The organism is Nonomuraea sp. NPDC049141 (genome assembly GCF_040648415.1).
Classification (GTDB): domain Bacteria; phylum Actinomycetota; class Actinomycetes; order Streptosporangiales; family Streptosporangiaceae; genus Nonomuraea.
In genome coordinates, this window is record NZ_JBEZDR010000049.1 from 1 (window position 1) to 19938 (window position 19938).

General features: G+C 65.2%; 15 protein-coding genes and 4 pseudogenes. 9 read left to right on the forward strand and 10 right to left on the reverse strand.

Translation table 11 applies throughout. The features are described 5' to 3' along the window. Nucleotides 1–217 precede the first annotated feature (217 nt). Nucleotides 218–322, reverse strand: a complete 105-nt coding sequence (locus AB0B91_RS62830) for a hypothetical protein (protein ID WP_358342511.1) — start codon at nt 320–322, stop codon at nt 218–220. On the opposite strand from AB0B91_RS62830, the gene AB0B91_RS62835 reads away from it, so the two are divergent. From AB0B91_RS62835 to AB0B91_RS62860, 6 genes and pseudogenes are all read left to right on the forward strand, one after another. After that, the gene (locus tag AB0B91_RS62835; RefSeq protein WP_358342490.1) at nt 276–773 is read left to right on the forward strand and encodes a hypothetical protein; all 498 of its coding nucleotides are present in this window, start codon (nt 276–278) and stop codon (nt 771–773) included. The two genes, AB0B91_RS62830 and AB0B91_RS62835, sit on opposite strands and share 47 nt — an antisense overlap. 105 nt (nt 774–878) lie before the next feature. Beyond that, nucleotides 879–1085 (forward strand): annotated as a pseudogene (locus AB0B91_RS62840) (IS3 family transposase); the annotation flags it as partial. Between the two features lie 377 nt (nt 1086–1462). Then, nucleotides 1463–2740 (forward strand): S8 family serine peptidase, encoded by a 1278-nt coding sequence (locus AB0B91_RS62845; RefSeq protein WP_358342491.1) that lies wholly within the window; start codon nt 1463–1465, stop codon nt 2738–2740. 634 nt (nt 2741–3374) lie between these two features. After that, on the forward strand, nt 3375–4841 hold the full coding sequence (locus AB0B91_RS62850) for a glycoside hydrolase family 43 protein (protein WP_358342493.1): 1467 nt from the start codon (nt 3375–3377) through the stop codon (nt 4839–4841). Nucleotides 4842–5882: 1041 nt separating this feature from the next. Continuing rightward, nucleotides 5883–8918 (forward strand): BTAD domain-containing putative transcriptional regulator, encoded by a 3036-nt coding sequence (locus AB0B91_RS62855; RefSeq protein WP_358342495.1) that lies wholly within the window; start codon nt 5883–5885, stop codon nt 8916–8918. A 159-nt stretch (nt 8919–9077) separates the two neighbouring features. After that, complete coding sequence (locus tag AB0B91_RS62860) at nt 9078–9455, forward strand: group II intron maturase-specific domain-containing protein (protein ID WP_358342497.1); 378 nt, start codon at nt 9078–9080, stop codon at nt 9453–9455. Between the two features lie 582 nt (nt 9456–10037). Here the strand turns inward: AB0B91_RS62860 and AB0B91_RS62865 are convergent. The 4 genes from AB0B91_RS62865 to AB0B91_RS62880 all read right to left on the reverse strand — a co-directional run bounded on the left by AB0B91_RS62865 (nt 10038) and on the right by AB0B91_RS62880 (nt 13196). Further along, nucleotides 10038–10211 carry a hypothetical protein gene (locus AB0B91_RS62865; protein WP_358342498.1) on the reverse strand — a complete coding sequence of 58 codons (174 nt, stop codon included), beginning with the start codon at nt 10209–10211 and terminating at the stop codon, nt 10038–10040. A gap of 15 nt (nt 10212–10226) precedes the next feature. Continuing rightward, complete coding sequence (locus AB0B91_RS62870) at nt 10227–11327, reverse strand: IS1380 family transposase (protein ID WP_358342500.1); 1101 nt, start codon at nt 11325–11327, stop codon at nt 10227–10229. Between the two features lie 235 nt (nt 11328–11562). Further along, nucleotides 11563–12150: a maleylpyruvate isomerase N-terminal domain-containing protein gene (locus AB0B91_RS62875; RefSeq protein ID WP_358342501.1), complete on the reverse strand. Its 588-nt coding sequence runs from the start codon at nt 12148–12150 to the stop codon at nt 11563–11565. Between the two features lie 23 nt (nt 12151–12173). Beyond that, nucleotides 12174–13196 (reverse strand): RNA polymerase subunit sigma-70, encoded by a 1023-nt coding sequence (locus AB0B91_RS62880; RefSeq protein WP_358342503.1) that lies wholly within the window; start codon nt 13194–13196, stop codon nt 12174–12176. Between the two features lie 137 nt (nt 13197–13333). On the opposite strand from AB0B91_RS62880, the gene AB0B91_RS62885 reads away from it, so the two are divergent. Both AB0B91_RS62885 and AB0B91_RS62890 read left to right on the forward strand, forming a co-directional pair. Continuing rightward, nucleotides 13334–14764, forward strand: a complete 1431-nt coding sequence (locus AB0B91_RS62885; RefSeq protein WP_358342505.1) for an MFS transporter — start codon at nt 13334–13336, stop codon at nt 14762–14764. A 264-nt stretch (nt 14765–15028) separates the two neighbouring features. After that, a pseudogene (locus AB0B91_RS62890) lies at nt 15029–15385 on the forward strand (transposase); the annotation flags it as partial. Nucleotides 15386–15456: 71 nt separating this feature from the next. Here AB0B91_RS62890 and AB0B91_RS62895 read toward each other — a convergent pair. From AB0B91_RS62895 to AB0B91_RS62915, 5 genes and pseudogenes are all read right to left on the reverse strand, one after another. After that, a pseudogene (locus tag AB0B91_RS62895) lies at nt 15457–16281 on the reverse strand (transposase); the annotation flags it as partial. Nucleotides 16282–16390: 109 nt separating this feature from the next. Next, nucleotides 16391–17359, reverse strand: a complete 969-nt coding sequence (locus tag AB0B91_RS62900; protein WP_358342507.1) for a group II intron reverse transcriptase/maturase — start codon at nt 17357–17359, stop codon at nt 16391–16393. Between the two features lie 93 nt (nt 17360–17452). Continuing rightward, a complete protein-coding gene (locus tag AB0B91_RS62905) occupies nt 17453–17962 on the reverse strand; it encodes a reverse transcriptase/maturase family protein (RefSeq protein ID WP_358342509.1) in 510 nt (169 codons plus the stop codon). 18 nt (nt 17963–17980) lie between these two features. Then, a complete protein-coding gene (locus AB0B91_RS62910) occupies nt 17981–18370 on the reverse strand; it encodes a hypothetical protein (protein ID WP_358342512.1) in 390 nt (129 codons plus the stop codon). A gap of 493 nt (nt 18371–18863) precedes the next feature. Further along, on the reverse strand, nt 18864–19328 hold the full coding sequence (locus AB0B91_RS62915; protein WP_358342514.1) for a hypothetical protein: 465 nt from the start codon (nt 19326–19328) through the stop codon (nt 18864–18866). Between the two features lie 190 nt (nt 19329–19518). On the opposite strand from AB0B91_RS62915, the pseudogene AB0B91_RS62920 reads away from it, so the two are divergent. Then, nucleotides 19519–19739 (forward strand): annotated as a pseudogene (locus tag AB0B91_RS62920) (ISKra4 family transposase); the annotation flags it as partial. Between the last annotated feature and the right edge of the window lie 199 nt (nt 19740–19938).

Consider the following 19938-nt stretch of genomic DNA (forward strand, 5'->3'; position numbering starts at 1 on the left):
CAGGCACTTCGTTCATAGACAGCGACTCCACGGCAGTCTCGGACATCAAGTGTGTCTCCCTTGATCATCAGATCCGCCGTTAGTTTTACAGTCCCGCGCGATGGTGGAGCCAGCGGTCGTTGGCTTGGGTGCCGCGGTAGGGCAGGCGGCGGTTGCCGCGGGCGACCAGCCAGGCCACGGCGCGTTCGACCATGGGCCGCCAGCGCCGGTAGTCGTCCTACCAGTCGGTGGCGGCTTGGTGGCGGGCGGCGGCCTGGAGATCGTGGTGCGGGCGGATGGTCACGACGCGGCCGGTCTTGGCCGTGGTGCAGCGGTCGTGCAGGGGGCAGGCGGCGCACAGCCCGGTGAAGGTCGCGCGGCGCTGCTGGAAGCGCCCGAGGGGGCGGCGAGGGGACGGTGTGCCCGGCGGGGCAGGTGACCGTGCCGGCGTCTGTGTCGATGAGGAAGTCGTCCAGGGTGAACCCGCCGACCACGGCGGGCTTGAGCGCGGGCGGCTTGATCAGCAGCCGGTGCCCGGCGGCCGTCAGGTCGGCGCGCAGCTCGGCAGCGGCGTAGGCGGCATCGGCCAGGATCTGCAGCGGGCTGCGCTCATCGGCGAGCAGGCCGGGGGCGACGGCGGCCTCGTGGTGCTCAGCACCGGCGCCGGGACGCAGGGCAACCGCGGTGAACAGGCCAGTCTCCGGTTCAACGGCCAGGTGGCCCCTTGTAGCCGTCGTCACGCTGCTGCGCACTTTTGTGGATATGGCGGGCCTCGGGATCGACAGTGGAGATGATCCGGTCCGGTGCGGTGCGACGGGCGATCCGCCACCGGCCATCGGAGCCATCGGCGGGCTCAACGTCTTGCCCGGCAATCACTGCCAGCAGGGTGGGAGCGAGCCGGGGACTGCTTCGACAACGCCATGATGGAGTCGTTCTGGTCGCGGATGCAGGTCGAACTCCTCGACCGCCGACACTGGGACACCCGGATCGAACTCGCCAACGCGATCTTCGAATACCTGGAGATCTGGCACAATCGGCAACGACGGCACAGCAGCCTAGGCATGCTCACCCCGATACAGTTCGAGAACGCGCCCACTGTGGCATGACAATCCAGAAACGCGACTCCACCGAACTCGGGGCACACCAGAGCCTCCAACGAAGCCGGGGCGATTCAGTCGGCCGGATCGCGGCGGCGCTTGCCCGGTCGGCCTGGACGGTGCGCGAGTGGCTGTGCCGAGCAGGCTCGCCAGATCGCGCTGTTTCGCTACCAGCTGGTACAAGAGGCCCTGAACCGGGAGTTGTCCACGCGCCAGCGCGGCGCGCTGTTGCGCGCCATCGCCGCCCAGACCCACCCGCACCCGGCCGGCCGGGTGCGTCTCACGCAAGCCGCTGGATCGGTGGATCCAGGCCAGGCGCCAAGGCGGGTTCGAGGCACTGCTGCCCGCCGCCCACCGTCCCGCCCACAGCCGCGCTCCCGGTCGCGTTGAAGAAGGAGAACCCGGCCCGCACCGCCGTCCAGATCCGGCAGAACATGCTCGCCGCCGGCGGCGATCTGGTGGTGCCGCACGAGCGGACCCTGCAACGCCACTTCCTCCGTCTGGAACTTCACACCGAGGGCCTCGATCCGGCCGCCACGCAGCCGGAATATGAAATGGCGGGAACAGTACGCTACATGGCAGTTGAAACTCTGTACGTTGATCAGTCATTCACGGAGCATCCTTCTGTGTCCGCGTGCGGACACGCTGCCCCGTCCCGTGAGCGAGCCAAGGGAATGTCTGTCATGAAACGCCATGTCTGGCCGCGTCAAGGTGTGAAGATCGGGGTCGCCGGACTGGTCGCGGCGGTGGGATTAGGGCTGGCGACGCCTGCCGGTGCCTCTGCGGCTGGCAATTCGGCAATCCGCGACACCGACGTCTCCGACCCCGGTTTCCCCGGCACTCAGATCGACCCCCCGCGGGGACTGGATCGGCTCGACCAGCGCGACCAGGGCAATTCCAATACCTATTCCTGGAGGACGACCGGGCGCAACGTGCACGCCTACGTACTCGGCGACAAGATCTCAACGACCCACACCACGTTCGGTGGCCGGGCCGTCAACGGACCGGACTTCACCGGTGCTCCGCAGTGCCCGCTCTGGGACAACTGGGGCACCGGGCTGGCCAGCGCCGTGGGTGGCACGCGACATGGAGTGGCGAAGGAGGTGCCGATCACCGGCGTACGGATCATGGCCTGTGGTACCACCACCCCCGACCGCCTTATCCAAGGCATGGACTGGGTCACCGCCAACGCAGTCAAGCCGGCAGTCGCCGTCCTGAACGTCACTCTCGGAGCCGATGTCGCAGTGGATGAGGCGGCACGTCGCCTCATCCAAAGTGGAGTCACGCTCGTCACCGTATCGGGCGTGGCGAACAACGACGGTGACGAGGATTCGATGCGGGTTTCGCCGGGGCGACTCCCAGAAGCCATAACCGTTGCGCGTTCTATCGGAAATTTTGTTGAACATGCGACCGTGCGAACCGGGCCCAACGTCGACCTGTTTTCTATGGCCTCCACCATGGCAATCGGCTCGGGCAGCGCCGAGTACGATCCGACACACAACGAAGCCGGTCTGGTGGCCGGAGCTGCGGCACTCATCCTGTCCGAACATCCCACATGGACCCCGGCACAGGTACAACAGATCCTGGTCGCCAACGCCACACCGAATCTGATCAGGAACTTGAAGCAGGGCTCGCCCAACCTCACGCTGTACGTCGGCCCCTAATCTCGATCATTTAGGTGATCTCAGCGAAATGCGAGTGGGATTTCTTGGACGCTGCTGGTGGCGTTCCAGGCCTTTCGGGAGGAGTCGCCGAAGGCCAGAAACAGACATGGAGCCTCGACAGGAGAGCTCTCACCACAAGAAATCTCATGGGCCGGAAGGCTCTACCCGATTGCCCATCGTGCCATGCTCGACGTCTTTCATGCACTCGTTCAGTACGTCGCCCGGTTGCTGCAGGCGGAACGCCGGGGGCGCGGCAGGCCCAAAGGCAGCAGGGCGTCGACCTTGTTCCGTCACGCGATCATGGAGCGCTGGTTCCAGGGCGAAAGCGATATCTACAAGCTCGGCCGCGATCACCGCGTCTCCCGGGCCAACCGCCCACCGCTACATCCACGAAAGCACCGCGGTTCTGGCAACTCAAGCACTGGATCTGCACCAGGCTCTCGACTGCGCAGAACGCCCAACAGAATCCTTACACCGGATAGGTGCGAGGAGAGCTTGATCGGTGAAGCGCACGCATCGGCGGAATCGCGCAGCGTTCTTGGTGTTGCTTCTGAGTTGACGAAGTCCGGCCTAAGAGGCGCCTATCGAGGGCCCGAGGTAAGCAAAACTCGGCAACCACAGATCAGGAGGATAAATGTCCCGAATATTGTCACGGCTGTCTTGCGTCGCCGCTACTCTGGCTTTAGTCGTAGGAATAATTCCCTCGGCTGCCGCCGAGACGCTGCGGGACGGTGAGCGCAGTGTGGTAGCACAGACAGTACGGAATCCAGTGAATTCGAATGCCGATCCAAACCTGATGTATCACAATGGAAATTACTACCTCGCTACCACGCGAGGGGATCGGATCGGGATCTGGAGGGCTACCAGCCTGGCCGCCATCATGGCCGCACCCGAGCACGTGATCTGGCGAGACAGCGACCCGAGCCGTAATACTCAGATATGGGCTCCGGCTTTCCGACATGTCGGATCGCGCTGGTATGTGTACTACACCGCCTCGGACGGAATCGACGCCAATCACCGGATGTATGTGCTGGAGTCGGCGTCGGACGATCCGATGGGACCGTATAGTTTCAAGGCCCGGATCGCCGATTTCGGTGAGTACGCAATCGACGGCGAGCCCATCACGCACAACGGGCAGCCATATTTCGTTTGGAGCGGGCCAGGCCGTGGCCAGGGAGGGCCGGCGCAGCTTTACATTGCCCGAATGAGCAACCCCTGGACGGTGACAGGCGAGCGGGTCGCAATCCCCGCCAGCGGCGGTTGCAGTGAGGTGAGGGAGGGGCCGACTCCACTCTACCGCAACGGCAGGACCTTCCTGACGTACTCGACCTGTGACACTGGCAAGCCCGACTACCAAGTGTGGATGAAGAGCATCGCCGACGGTGCGGACCCGATGGTGGCCTCCAATTGGGTACAGCATGCTGGGCCGGAGTTCTCGCGTAACGATGCGGCCGGCGTGTGGGGTCCGGGGCATCACTCGTTCTTCCGCTCGCCCGACGGCACCGAGGACTGGATCGCCTACCACGGCAAGAACACCAGCGCTTATACCTACAGTTTCCGTACGACGCGGGTCCAGAAGATTGGCTGGAACATCGATGGGACGCCGGACCTCGGCCGACCGCTGGCCTCAGGCGCCACTCAGCAGTTGCCGTCCGGAGATTCTGGCGCGCCCACCTCGGTGGCCAATGATTTCGACCTAGGCACCGGTCAGAACCAGGTTGAGTACGTCGGATCCTGGCAGTCCGGTTCTGCGTGCGGTAATCAATGCTTCCTGAGCGACGATCACTGGAGCGGCCAATCGGGTGCGACCGCGACAATCCGCTTCATCGGCACGCAGGTGGCGCTGCTCAGCGTCAGAGATCGAGGCAATGGCATTGCCTCGATCTCCATAGACGGCGGCCAGGAGCAGCTCGTGGACTACTACAGTGCCATACGCGTCGGTCAGGAACTGAACTACCTGAGCCCCGTCCTGACGCCTGGCCCGCACACCCTCCGTGTTCGTGTCACCGGTGACAGGAATCCCGCCTCAGACAGCACCGTGATCAGCCTCGACCGCATCGAGATATACGGACATGGGGACAACGTAATAGTGAAGACGTAGTCCAAACAGTCTCAGTGCTGTTCACTGAGCGTGCCAACGCAACCGCTCGTGCCACTGAAGCCCAGTGTCTTGGCTCAATGAAGATGATGTGCGATCGAGTCCCTGGGCTGAGGTGCGTCACGTTCACTGAACTGATCGCAAAGCGTACGGCTCGGCGAAGGCGATACGATTAGAAGGTCGTCGGGCAGAGCCGATCGCGTCGAATGTCCCTGAGCCAGTTCAACTACCTGGCATCAATACGGTGCCGCAGGCATCGCAGCGACGCTCTGGTAGCCGAAACCGTGCATCAGTCGCAGGCCACCGAGGTCACCCAGCACGCCCATCCACCTCTTGAACTTGACCCTGGGTGACCTGCCCACCACAACCCCGACGTTCGAGCAGATGGGGTAAAACACCGTATTCGTCATAACAAAAGCCTACGTTGGTGGACAGCTCTGATCGCCTGGTGGTTCGCTCGGGGAGCGACGATGGGTGACGCTACTCGCGCGTCAGGATGAGAAGGTCGCATTAGATTGCTGAGCTATCGCGCTAAGTTCCCCGAATCGGCATTACGCTCATTAAACCAGAGCCAACAGTGTGGTCATGCCCCGCTCGTACGACCTCTGTCACTTGTGGAGAGGGCACGTGGCGGTGCTGAAGGGACCAGTCGCAGATCAGCCGCATAGGCCGGATTGTGTTTACGTAGCGACGGATGTACTCACAGTGATCAACGCCGTGAGCGGGTCCCCATCGTGAGACGACATGATGGTGAGGCCGCTGAGGAAGTGTCGGCGCACAGCGGAGTTGGCCGGAATCCTCGCTGTGGTGAGCAGGGAAATCCGAGACGCTAGAGATATGATTGAGAGCGCGCACCGATTGCCCGTTTCCGGTCGTATTTAATCGACGTCGGCGTCCAATCTTATATGCGAGATCATTCCACTAGGCGGTCACGAGTTGCGGCTCTTTGGGGACTCCCGTTCTTGATCGAAAAGTAATGGCGATCACATCGTTCTGTTGGCGGGTCTGTGTGGCCGACTCAAGCATTGGGCTTACGAGGTGCTAATGGAATTTCGGCTCCTGGGCCCACTGGAGGTGTGGGCCAGCGGTAAGAGAGTGTCGCTTGGCGGAAGAAAGCCTCGGACGCTTCTCACCGCTCTGCTAATCGAAGCCAACCGCGTGGTGACGGCTGAGCGGCTGGTAGATGCGGTGTGGGGTGAGGAGCCTCCGGGATCGGCCAGGTCCATCATCCAGACCTACGTTTCGGGACTGCGCCATACGCTCTGTGGCGTGGGTGGTGGAGACCTCATTGTCTCTCATCCGGCCGGCTACTTGATTCGCGTTCCGGCTGGTGCGTTGGACCGTGATGAGTTCGAGCGTCTGGCCGGTAAGGGGCGTCTGGCCGCCGAGTCAGAGCGGCATCTGGATGCGGTGGAGGCTTTCAGCTCGGCTCTGGGACTGTGGCGGGGGGAGGCACTTGGTGGGGTTCGTGACTCCTCCCTGCGATCGGAGGCGGCCCGGCTAGATGAGTTGCGAGTGGCGGTGATGGAACAACGGATCACCTCAGAGCTCGCGCTGGGTCGGCATGAGCAGCTTGTTGGCGAGCTCACGGCGCTTGTGGGTCGCTATCCGACTCGTGAGCGGCTTTGCCGCGATCTGATGGTCGTCTTGTGTCGGCTCGGCCGTCGGGCGGATGCGTTGGCCACTTACCGTCAGACGAGAGAGGTGCTGGTCACCGAGTTGGGCATCGAACCTGGCACGGAGCTGCAGACGGTGCACGAAATGATCCTCCGATCAGATGACGTGGCGCTCGGTGGGACTGCGGACGCGGTGCTCGGTGGGTCGGCGGGGCCGGCTGATCACCGCGTCGTTCCCGCGCAGATGCCTTCGGCGGTGCCCGACTTCACTGGTCGCGTGGATGAGGTCGCCTCGGTGAGGGGAGTGCTGTTGTCCGGCTCCTCCTCGCCGATTTGTGTTATCTCGGGTCTGGGAGGCAGTGGGAAGTCGGCCCTCGCTGTGCAGGTTGCGCATCTGCTCCAGAGGCACTACCCCGATGGGCAGCTCTACGTTGAGCTGCGAGGGACCTCCGAGACGCCGGTCTCTCCCATGGAGGTGCTCGGGCGGGTATTGCGTCAGTTGGGAGTTGTACCGGCGGACACACTCGAGGCGCGGATCGCTGATTACCGCAGTGTGCTTGCCGGGCAACGTGTTCTGATCGTGCTGGATGATGCGCGGGCCGAGCACCAGGTGCGTCCCCTATTGCCGGGCAGTCCCGGAAGTGGGGTGCTCATCACCTCACGTAATCGGCTCGCCGGGCTGGCGGGAATGGCTCTGATCGAGCTTGACGTTCTCACACCCGGCGAGTCCCTGGTGTTGCTGGGCCGGGTGGCAGGGCCGGAGCGGATCAAGGCCGAGCCGGAGGCCGCGGTGCGCATCGTGCACCAGTGCGGACGCCTGCCTCTGGCGATCCGCATTGCCGGGGCCCGGCTTGCCGCCAGGCGGGCATGGCCGGTGACGTTGCTGGCCAACCGCCTGCACGATGAACGTCGCAGGCTCGATGAGCTGGCGATTGGTGATCAGGAGATACGGGCGAGCGTCGGGCTCGGCTTTCGGATGCTGGATGAACAGGACAAGAGAGCGCTGCGTCTGCTCGGCTGGATGGGTTTGCCAAACTTCCCCGCTTGGGTGGCGGCGGCGCTGCTCGACGTGGTCCCTGAGGCAGGCGAACAGGTGCTGGAGCGGCTTGTGGATGCCCATTTGATGGAGGTGGAGGGCGTCGACAGAGTTGGCCAAGTGCGCTACCGACTGCATGATCTGGTTCGCCTGTTCGCCCGGGAACAGGCCGAGTCTCAGGAGGCGTCGCCAGCCCGGGACGCGGCAGTGATCAGAGTGCTCAGCAGGTGGCTATGGCTCTTGCGGGAGGTCACTTCGGTGACTCGTTCCGGGGCCGTTCCCTTGCACATTGACTACTGGCTGGCCTGCGCGGTGGATCCGCCTTTGGCCCAGGCTGTGTTGGCCGACCCGGCTGCGTGGTTCGACATCGAACAGAACGCGCTGGTGCAGGGCGTGGAGCTGGCTGCTGCCTTGAATCTGGATGAAGCGGCGATCCAACTCGCCTCGGCGCTATACGACTCGGTCTTCGTCTCCAACAACCTCTTCGACGCGTGGAGCCGCACCCACAACGCCGCGCTGATGTCCGCCCGGCGCCTGGGCAACGCTCACGGCGAGGCCACGCTTCTGGCCGAGCTGGGTCAACTGCGGTATGAGCAGGATAGGTTCGCCGAGGCGAGCAAGTACTTCAGCCAAGCGTTGTCGATGTTCCGGATCGCGGGGCGTCGTGATGGGGAGGCAGCGGCGCTTGCGGGCCTCGGGCTGGCCTGCCGTGAGCAGGGCTACATGCCCGAGGCGCTGCACTTCCTGGGCGAGGCCGAGGAAGTGTGGCGAGACTTGGGCGATGACGGTGCGATGGCGCACGTGAAGCGGGCGGCCGGGGCGGTTCACTTGGAGCAGGGCGACTACCGCGTTGCCTGGCGGAAGCTGAAAGACGCCCTTTGGCTGTATCGGAAGATCGCCAGCCGGCGCGGCGAGGGCATGACTCTGCGAACGATGGCGCTCTACCACCGTGCCAGGGGTGAACTGGAGGCCGCCGACGACGCGGGTGGTCGGGCTTTGAAGATCTTCCGCGAAATCGGTGACCGGCTGATGGCAGCGTACGCCCTGCGGACCTGCGCCAAAACGTGGATCCGGATGAGCCGCCACGCTCAGGCACGGCGGGCGTTGGAAGAGGCCCTGACCACGTGCCGGACCTTGGACGACCGCTTTGGCACGGCTCTCACGCTGCGGACCATCGGCGAACTCGACCTCGCGCAGGGGCGGTTTCATGACGCGCGCAACCGGCTGGAAGACTCCCTGCGCCGGTGCGAGACACTGGACCTGCCTCTGTGGAGCGCGCGCGCCATGAGGGACGTGGCTTTCGCGTATGAGGCACTCGGAGAGACAGCCCGCGCGCAAGCCGTACTGGCCGAAGCGCTTGAGACGTTCCGCACGTACGGTTCCCGCGAATATGGAGAACTGTCCGCAAGTCCGCTACAGGGAAATTGAATCGATTCTGAAGCCTCGGCACGAATACTGTCCGGCCTAGGGAACCGCTGGCCGGGAAGGTATCTCTCATCAGTACAGCGCTCACGGATAGCGCCGGTACTCGCCTCCCGGCCGGGGGATCCATCGTGATGGGATTAGCCTCGATTCGTCAGGGGCTTGTTGTCATTCATCGAGTCTGCGGCCTTGCCCGTCGAAGCCCTCTGCGAACAGACCGCCCATGTGCTTGCACAGCTTGGGTTAAGGCTGTCACCAGCCAAAACCCGGGTCGTGCATATGAGCGGCGGTTTCGACTTCCTGGGCTTTCACATCCAGTGGAAGCGGAAGATGGGCACGAACAAGTGGTATGTGTACACCTTCATCGCCGATCGGCCCATCCGGTCGTTGAAGGCGAAGATTCGTACGCTGACGCACAGGACGTCACAGCAGGACCGCAGGACCGTGCTGATCAGGCTAAATCAGATCATGCGCGGCTGGGCCAACTACTTCAAGCACGCGGTGTGCAAGCACACCCTGGGCAACCTGGCGAATTTCGTCTAGTGGCGAGTCGTCCGGTGGCTCAGGACCCTACACCGCTGGGGGTGGAAGGACGTCCGCCGACACTTCACCCTGCCTGACGGCAGGTGGAAACCGATCACGGCGGACGGGATCGAGCTGTTCAACCTGGAGACCGTGACAGTGACCCGTTACCGGTATCGAGGCAACACGATCCCCAATCCCTGGACACAGACGCTGGTGAACCAGGCCTGACGGCAGACGCCGTGGAGAGCCGGTGCTCATCAATGGGCACGCCGGGTTCGGAGAGCGGCCCGAGGAAACGGACCAGGAGCAATCCCGGCACCGCGCCTCGGGCCGACTCTACGGCGTGATTTCCCCTGATCGTTTTCCGGCCCAATTTCCTCCACGAGGACGGATTCCGCAGGTGAAGGTCCTGTTTTCGGGCGTGCGAGGGCTGCCGCGCGCGGGTCGCGGCTTGTCCGATGTCCTGGGATCGGGAATCGTGAGTGCGCCAGGGTGGCGCGGTGACCAGCTGGGTCGTCTGGCGTGCGTGACCGTGGAGATTTGGGCTGGTCAGGCCGCGTATGGGACGGGCGGGTCGTGGGTGGCGGTAAAAGCGGTCGATCAGGCGTGTCGCCAGCGCCAACGGGCAGGCAGATGCAAGGTCAGGCAGCCGCGTCCATGCCGAGCCAGCCGGGCGGGCGCGCTGATGAGGTGGCGGCGCAGCGTCGCACCGCGCGCCCGGGCGTGGAAGGAACCGGCCAGGCAACCGAGCGCGCACAGCAGGTTGTGGGTCATCGCCGCCAAGGTGAGTCAGGCGGCGTTCGCGGCGAAGACCCCAGAGGGCAAATGCGCAAGCGGCCCGTCGATCAGATCGGCGTTGACCTGCTCCTGCACCGCGTGATCGCGATGCTGCTCTTCGGCCTGCAGGAGGGTGTAGGGGCTGTCAGTGAAGATCGGGTAATAGCGGTAGGCGGCGAACAGTTCGTCCTGACCGCGCCCGGCCTGCTCATTGAGCTTCTTGACCCGGCGCACGATCAGTCGGGCGGTCACCGTCTTGCTCTTGTTGCTGGTGAAGGCGGTGTAGCAGGCCTCGGCGACCTCGGCGTCGGAGACCCAGCCGCCGGCCTGCTCATCGAAGAGGGCGTTCGGGTACTTGATCGGCGTCCACGCGTCCTGCTCGATGGCCGCGATCGCCGCCTTGACCTTGGGATCCAGCTTGGCGGTGACCGAAAAGCGCACGTCCTTCTCGCGGCAGGCGCCGATCACCTCGGCGCCGTAGAACGCCGAGTCGCCGCGCAGGACTAGCGTGCCCGAGCAGCCCGCCTGCCGGGCGGTGGGAATCGACTCGCGCACCAAGGACGCCGCGCCGCGAGCCGATCCCGCGCTGCCGCCACGCAGCCGGGTGGCGGCCAGCACCGGCGCGGCCAGCGGCGTGGACAACGTGACGGTCAGCGCGTTCAGGCCGCGCACCAGCACACTCTTGCCCTGGATCTTGGTGTGGCCGAACCCGGAGCCCTGCTTGGCATAGCCGTAGGTGCGCCGCTGCATCGAGTCGATGTCCAAGAAGGCCAGCACGTCGCCGCCGGGCAGCAGCGGGGTATGCGCGGCGAGCGCGGCCAGCAGTTCACGCGCGACCTTGTCGAGCTGGCGGACGTTGCCCCAGGTGAAGGCGCGCAGGAACGAGCCCAGGGTGGAGGGTGCGCGGATACCGTCGAACTGTTTGTCCATCCCGCCGTGCCGCAGCAGGTCCAGGTCCTCGATGCTGTCGGCGCCGCAAGCCATCCCGGCCACGATCGAGATCACCTTCGCCCCCGCGTTGACGCCGTCGGCGGCGGTCGGCGCAGCGTGAGAGATCACATGCTCGTCATCGAAGATCGCCTGCGTACAGCTGGCGGCGTGGGAGAATCGCACTTACGAGGTGTCCTTTGACTGGCGTGGTTGGAAGCGTGAAGAACTCCCATCCTCCCAGCTCGGAGGGCACCTCACCTCATTTCACGAACTCCACTCCCGATTTCACGCCGTGGATCCAGGCTGAGAACGAGCTACACCCAGCTCTGTTTCAGGGGATTGACACACCACGCCTCAATCCCAACTATGCACGAGGTCGTAAGAGGGCGACTTGCCGGCGGACCCAGACGCCCTGCGGTCAGCGTGGTTCGCCGTACCATTGCCACCCTTCGCGCGGCAGTTGCGGCACTTCGGGGAGCGCGATGCGGCCGCAGGCCCACAGCAGCGTCAGACCAGGGGCGTGCCCGGCGGGGGCGTGGGGGAACAGCCGGTCGAGGACCTGCGCGGCCAGGTCGTCCGGCGGCGCCCAGTCGAACCCCAGTGTCCGCACGATGTCGTGGCTGTGCACGAGGATTTCCACCGCGCCCATCGCGGCGAACCCGGTGCGGTCCGACGTGCCCCACGAATGGTAGGCCAGCACGTGGGGAACGGTCGCGCGCACCGTGTGCGCCAGAACGGTCGCCGCGATCGTGATCGATTCAAGGCACTGCGCCGCCGACGCGTGCGGGTCATTGCCGGTACGCAGGGCGATGTAGCGATCGGTGGGACGGGCGATAAGCAGTCCGGCGTACCCCATCGTCCCGAGGGTGATGTGGTCGAGCAGCTGCCGCAGGCTCCATGCGGTGTCGCCGGCCGGTCGGGACCAATCTTGGTCCAGCCCCTTCTCCAGCACGGGAAGCACTTCAAACACGGCCGCCATGGGGAGGTCGGGCCAGGAAATTTTCACGTTGGGCACTCCTTAGTGGATCGTCAGATGCGCGCGGACGCGCCGGCCGGTGCCGTGGTTCCGTCCTCGTAAACCATGGGAAGACCGAAGGTGCTGAACAGCGTCCGGTCCTCGAGTACCTCGATGCGCTCGAAGCCGGAGCCCGCGATCGTCAGCACGTCGATGTTGTAGGCCTGGTAGACACCGTCGGCGTGCGAGCGGTAAACGCCGAAACCGGGCCTGCCGTTGACGGAGATCGGCACCATGCGGCACTCACCCATGGCCGGACAATGCCGCAGGTAGCGTTGGATCGCGTCCCGCCCGGCCAGCACCGTGTTGGAAGGCCGCCGCTCACACACCGCGTCTTCGGTCAGCAGGTGCACCAGCGCGGTGATGTCCCCGGTCTCGAACGCGGCCGCGTAGTCACCCAGGAACTGCTGCCGCCTGAGATCGTCCGGCTCCGCGGAGTCTGGTGTCGCCTGGGCGAGCTGGGCTCTGGCGCGCCGCAGCATGCTGTGCACCGCGGTACCCGAAGTGCCCAGCAGTTCGCCGATCTCGTTCGCCTGCCAGCTCAGCACGTCGCGCAAGATCAGCACCGCACGCTGCCGCGGCGACAGGCGCTGCCACACCACGGTAAGGGCCCGCTTGCGGTCTTCACGCGCGGTGACGATCACGGCCGGGTCGGCCGACTCGGCCGTCAGCGCGCTTTCGAGCGCCATCCCCTGGTCGAGGTCGCCGGTGACGGGCCACCGCGCCGATCCGACCTGCGCCCGCTCTGAATCGGGCAAACCCGACGGCACAGGCAGCCGGCGCCTGCTCTCCAGCGCGGTCAAGCACACGTTGGTGGCGATGCGATACAGCCAGGTACGTATGGACGAGCGGCGCTCGAACTCGCCATAGGACCGCCATGCCCGCAGGTAGGTCTCCTGGACCAGATCCTCCGCGTCGTGCAGCGAGCCCGTCATGCGGTAGCAGAGCGCGAGCAACTCGGCGCGGAACGGGTCGGCGAGCCTGGCGAAATCGTGCCGAGGCGGCGCGACCACCGCCACCGGCTTGTCATGAGTCATCACTGATCCTCCTATCGGCACACGACCGCGTGCCTCACAAAGACAGACCATCCGGGCTCGGCCAATTCGTCGCGGTGGCTCGGCGGATTTCGATGCCGGCGGCGGTCTATCTCCACGTGTCACAACAGAAGGCCGCTGTGCCTATCGACAAGACGTCCCCGTCCCTCCTCGACCCGCGCCGCTGGCAGGCATTGGCCCTGCTGTGCACGGCGTACTTCATGATTATCGTCGACTCGCAGATCGTCATCCTCGCGCTGCCGTCCATCGAGGCAGAGTTGACCTTGAGCGCGAGCGGTTCGCAGTGGGTGATGAGCGCTTATCTGCTCGCCTTCGGCGGCCTGCTGCTGTTCGGCGGGCGCACCGCCGACCTGCTGGGTGGACGCCGAATGTTCATGGTCGGTACCGCGTTGTTCCTCGTCGCCTCCGTGATCTGCGGCTTCGCCTGGACCGGGGGCGTCCTGATCGCCGCGCGTGTCGTGCAGGGAGCCGCTGCCGCGATCATGGCGCCGACCGCGATGGCGGTGCTGATGAACACCTTCGCTGAAGGCAAGGAACGCAACCGCGCCATCGGCGTGTGGACCGGAGTCGGTGCGTTCGGCGCCACCGCTGCGCTCCTGGTCGGCGGCTCCATCACGGAAGGCATGGGCTGGGAATGGATCTTCTTCATCAACATCCCGCTCGCCGGCATCGTCCTGCTGATCGGCTCGAAGCTCCTGCGTGAAACCCCCATCCGCCCCGGCAGGCGTTCCTATGACCCGCTCGGCGCCATCACCGTGACCGGCGCACTGGTGCTCTTGGCCTATGCGGTGGTCGAGGCCCCCGTAGTCGGCTGGGGCTCGGGCCGGACGCTCGGGTTCATGGCCGGCTCCGCGGCACTGTTCGCGTTGTTCCTGTTCGCCGAGCGCACCGCGAAGTCGCCACTGATCCCGCTGCGGGTGTTCCGGCTGCGTTCGCTGGTCAGCGGCAACCTCATGACGCTGCTGGTGTCCATGACCATCTACGGCGGCGCGCTGATGATGTCTGTCTACGCCCAGCAGGTGCTCGGCTACTCCGCCGTCCTGTTCGGTCTCAGCACCGCCATTTACGCGTTCATGTCCGTGGTCGGCTCGAACCTGGCGGGTCCCCTGACCTCGAAGTTCGGGTACAAGAAAGTGGCCGTGCTCGGTGCCGCCCTGCTGTCGCTCGGCGCGTACCTGCTCTCCCGGGTGACCGCTGACGGTGACTACTGGATCGACCTGTTCCCCGCGATGGTGGTCTTCGGCTACGGCATCGGCACCACCGTGGTGTCCTCCGCGATCGCCGCCTTGTCCAAGGTTCCCGCGGACGAGTCGGGTCTCGCGTCGGGCATCAACAACTCGGTGTTCCAAATCGGCGCGGCTTTCGGCATCGCACTCTGCACCACGGTGCTGGTCGCCAAGACCGACGCCACAGCGGCCAGCCCGCAGGCCGGACTGAATGCCGGCGTTCAGGCGGCGTTCACCGCGGCATTCGCCTTCGCCGTCGTGTGCCTCGCGGTGGCGCTGATCCTCACGTTGGTGCGGGACAAGTCCGTCGGCGACAGCGTCTGATCGCACTCGACCCTGAGCGTCGGATGGAGGTGGCGGGCGGCCGCTGTGCGGGCCGGTGGCTGCTTACGACCTCGTGCATGGTTAGCCGTGGCCTGCGGCGTGAGTGATCGTTGATCTACGTGTGGCGAGGATTGTCAGGCGTTCGATCGTGGTGAGCAATCGGCGTGTCACCGGATTGCCGGTGGACGTGCTGGCGGAGTTGGTGGCCGAGATCGGGCCGTCATGGGATGCCCAACGGCAGGCTACGCCCCCACGGAGGCGGCCGCGCTCGAGCGGTTCTACGAGTTCGCCGAGGTGTGGGGTGGTAAGTACCCGGCGATCGTGAAGCTGTGGGAGGACGCCTGGGCCGAGTTCGTGCCCTTCCTCAACTTCGATGTCGAGATCCGCCGGGTGATCTGCTCCACCAACGCCATCGAGTCGGTCAACGCCCGCATCCGCCGGGCGGTCAAGGCCCGCGGCCACTTCCCCAACGAGCAGGCCGCTCTCAAGTGCGTCTACATGGCGATCATGAGCCTCGATCCGACCGGCAAGGGCCGCAAACGCTGGATCACCCGCTGGAAAGCCGCTCTCAACGCCTTCGCCATCACCTTCGAAGGCCGCCTGACCCCGACCACCCGATAGAACAAATTCAAGATCGAGTTACACCGTTTACTGGGCTCTGGCTCGTAATCGGTGGTAGCGCTGAGTGATCTTCATTGCAGCAGGATGCGGTGGCGTAGGAGGTCGAACCCGGCGCGGCCGTGCATCTGTCGCATGATTCTCTTCGTGCGGGTGTTGACGCCTTCGGTGCGGCCGTTGTGGTGCGGGAGGGTGAGGGCGGCGTTCACGGCGTCGCGGTCGAGTTCGAGGCCGTTGGCGAAGCCGTGCAGGTGGGGCAGGTCAGCGGCTCGGATGGTGGTGATCCAGGCGGTGAGCTTGGTGTCGTTGCCTGCAGTTGGGGTGAGGAGTTCGGCGAAACTGCGGATATGGCGGGCGAGTTCGGCCAGTTCGGGGCAGGCGGCCGTGAGGTCCTGCGCCAGTGGGGTGTCGCTATCGCGCAGCCGGTCGGGATGGGTGAGCAGGAGACGGGCCAGGTGGCGCGGGGTGATGACGGGCCGCTCTCCTTCGGCTCGGCCTTGAGTGATGTAGCGGTAGAGCAGGTTGAGGCTGCCGGTGTAGCCGAGCTCTTTGAGCTCGCGGAACAACTGCTGGACTGCAACAGCTGGGTCGGCGGCGCGCCGCTGCCGGAGGTGATCGCGGTAAGGATCAACCAGAGTGGGCCGATAACGCGGAGCGCGGCGCAAAGCCTCGGGCTTCTGGGTGCGGGCGTAGCGCTTGACGGTGTTGAGGGACAGGTTCAGCCGGCGGGCGCACTCCAAGAGGCCGACGCCCTTGTCCAGCAGGTCGTGGATTTGCTGCCAACGCTCGCGGGTGGTCTGTTCGCGCACGCCGGCGGGCCGGGGCGGGTTGACCGTGGCCCAGCAGTCGCTGTGGGAACGAACCTCGGCGAGGGTCTTGTCACAGAAATTCGCCCACAGGGCGCTGGTGGGCCGCTGGCGAGGTTCCCGCGCGGAGCGCGGGTCCTTTTCCTGCGGCCCCCAGCCCGAACGACGCATGCGACTTTCACCGCACGTCGCTCTCCGGTGACTACTGCGTGAGCTGCGGTTTGGGCTGCCCGGTGTGGATGGAATCATGGCAGGTCCGGCAGACCACGAGGGTTTTGCGCCGTCGTCTGGCCATGAATTCCGCCCATGCGGGTTGTGGCTGTCCCGGCCGGGTGAGGTCGGCGAGGCGTCGGACGTGGTGCACCGTGATGCCGTCGTCGGCTCTGCAGATCTCGCACCGGTTCGCCAGGAGCCGGGTGATCAGCTCTTTGTGGCGGATGGTGCCCGGGACCAGGACGCGGTCGGTGATGGCCGCGTCCTTGTTGCGCCGTAGTGGAATGCCTCCGAACCGTGCGACCAGTGGCTTCCTGCCGCTGCGTTCGATCCTGGCTTCGAAGCACTTGCGCGGCCCATGCGGGGTGGCGATGGTGGCCGCGTAGCGGCGGGCCATCTTCGCCACCGACGAGCGGTGCTTGTTGGCCAGAGTCTTCAGCAGCGAGGTCTCCATGACCCAACCGAGCCGGTGGAGACGATGGACGTTCCCGGCCAGCAGGTAGTACTGGACGATGCCCCGCCACTCGGCCCCGTAGGTGTTGACGATGGTGTGGTCGTCTTCGTTGATCAGACGGGGTCTGCCCTCGGGTTTGCCGCGAGACAGGTAGGAGGCCTTCTTGGCCTTGATCACCGATGCCGGCACCTTGAGGCTGACGACGCCATTGGCGCTGCGCCGGCCGCGAGTGACCTTGCGGTCGTTGTGCAGCACGGTGATCTCATAGCCGAGGAAACGCGCCGCCTGGATGCGGGCGTGCGTGATCAGTGTCTTGTCCGCCGACAGCTCCAGCGCGAGTTCGTCGCGCAGAAACGCGGTCAGGCGCTGTTTGATCTCCTCGGCTTCGGCCTTGGGTCCGGTGAACCCGAGCAGGGTGTCGTCGCAGTACCGGACGTAGCGCAGCCGCCGGAAGCCGGGATCTCGGGGATCCCCGCTGGGCAGGCTCCGCAACTGCTTGCGCAACTCCCGCGCCGTAGCGTGGTCTCCGCGTCTGTGCGCCCGGTCTCTGGCTGTGCGCACCCTGGCATAGGCGGTGTCCTGCCTGCGGATCCGCCCTCAAGTGTATTGCGGGATCAGAACCTTCTCGACGAAGTCGTCCAGCCGATGCAGGTAGATGTTCGACAGGATCGGTGAAACGATGCCACCTTGCGGGACCCCGCTCAGCGTCGCGTTCCAGACCCAGTCCTCCAAGTATCCGGCCATGAGCATGTTCCGCATCAGCCGCAGGAACCGGCCATCGTGGATCCGCTCCGCCAGCGTCGAGAGCATGATCTCGTGATCGAAGCTCCCGAAGCAGTCGGCGACGTCTCCCTCGATGAACCAGGTCGTCCCGGTCCAGGTCTCGGCCACTTTCCGCAACGCGGTGTGGCAACCTCGGCCGGGACGGAAACCGTGGGACAGGTCGGAGAACATCGGCTCGTAGTAGGCCTCCAGCAGGAGCCGCACCACTTCGCCGACGAGCTTGTCCGACCACGGCGGAAGGCCCAAGGGCCTGGTCTTGCCGTTCTTCTTCGGGATGTGGATCCGCTTGACTGTCAGCGATCGTCTAATTGGGCTCTGGCGCAATTACTGATCGTGAAGAGCTCACGTTAAGTGACTTTCAGGCCAGAAGGATCCGTTTCCGGAGCAGGTCGAGGTTGGCGCGGCCGAACATCTGGCGTTTGAGGGCCTTGATACGGCAGACGTTGCCTTCGACGGGCCGCTGCTGTGGGACAGAGTGAGTCCGGCCAAGACGACGGCGTGGTCACGACGGATGCCCTGGACGAAGGATTGCAGGTGTGGCAGGTCATCATTGTCGGCGCTGGCGAGCCAGGCGTTCAGCCGGTCGCCGTGTCGGCCGGTGAGCATCTCGGCGAACGCGGTGACGTGGGTGCTGAGCCGCTCCAGCATCGGACTGCGGCTCTCGACCTGGGCGAGGTTGTCGGTGTCCGTCGGGCTGAGGTGGTCGGGATGGCTGGTGATCCATTTGGTCACCTCGCGGACCTTGGGCGGCGGAGGCGGGAGCTGCGGCTTGATGAGGCCGGCACGCAGCGGCTGGAGATAGCGGCGGACGGAGCGGGTGCTGCCGCGGTAGCCCTGGGCAGCGATCTCAGCGTGCAGCCGGGCACCGTCGTGTATCCCTTGGTTCCACCGCTCCTGCAGGTAGGAGGCGAACCGCTCGACCTGCACAATAGCCCTCGCGGCCGCTCGTTGATGATCGGATTCTTGGTCCGGGAGTATGTGACGGGTTGCTGACGCCGAGGGATCACAACAAGACGACCACGGCGCTGGCCGGGGTGGAGCCGGTGGTTGGCCGGGGTTCCGCAGTTGGTAGTCACGCATGGGCCCGGATTTGGGTGTTGACCTGGGGTAACGCGTGTAGGGCCGGGAAGGGTCGTGTGCCTACGCCCTCCGCAGCCGGTTGCTGATCGGGTCAGGCAGATTCGAAGACGGAGACCCGTGCAGGTGGTGTGATGGAAAGTGCCTGCTAGATGGCTCGTTGCGGGGTGGTGTGGACGACGGTTCCGGCCGGTCCGGCGAGGGTGACCTGGGACAGACGGGACAGTTCGCGGTTGATCCGGGGCCATCTTTGCTCGCATCCGCGTTCGGCGACGCGGGTCAGCAGCAGGGCCAGCCAGCAGATCAGTACGTGCGCGCGGATGCGGTGTTCGAACCGGTGGAAAACCGGGCCGAGCAACAGTTCGGACTTCATGTCCCGGAAGCCTCGCTCCGCCCTGGCCTTGTGCGCGTTCACCTTCTGCTGGGTGACCTGGTTCGCCGACCCGCCCGATCCCGCCTCCCCACTCAGCCCCGACCCGGACCACAGCCTTGAGAGGGGCAGCCGCCCAACATCCCAGCCACCGCAAACCGCCCCATCGCCACCACCCACACCCAGCTGGCCCCACACCCTGCGCAACGTCCGCAGCTGGCTGACCCCCGCCATCGCGCTCACACGCTGGTGGAAAGCATGGTCGAAAGCGCCCCCACCACCTGAGTTACAAGCCCTCATCGACGCCGTTACCGCAGGCCAAGGCCTACACTTCTACCAGCCGCCTTGATTCAACGGACTTCCGGTAGAATGCGCCACCGACCGGCGCAAAGGCGTCGACACCGGCATCGGCTACCTGAGCGCCAAAGAGCCGTTCCTGGGCTACGACGAGGCCCTGGCCAACGGCTGGCCGAGCGCGACAGGCGTGATCGAAGGTGCCTCCCGACACCTCATCGGCGACAGAGTGGACATCACGGGTGCACGGTGGGGCCTGGCAGGCGCCGAGCAATTCTCAAACTCCGCGCGATGATCAGCAACGGGGACTTCGACGAGTACTTCGCCTTCCACTTGCGCCAGGAACAGCAGCGCGTCCACCAAACCGCTACCAGCACAAACTCGCGCTCGGAGCATGATCAGCCAGTCCCTCCAAGGGAGCCGCACCCAACGGACTTTGCCGGGACCTGGGTCCGTGGTGCATGCCCGAAAACGCGATTTTGCGAGATATCTTGGGTTTTGGCTGCCGGAATCGCTGGTCGCCGTCCCTTCGAGTCTTGACGCAAGCGTGGCTACGAAG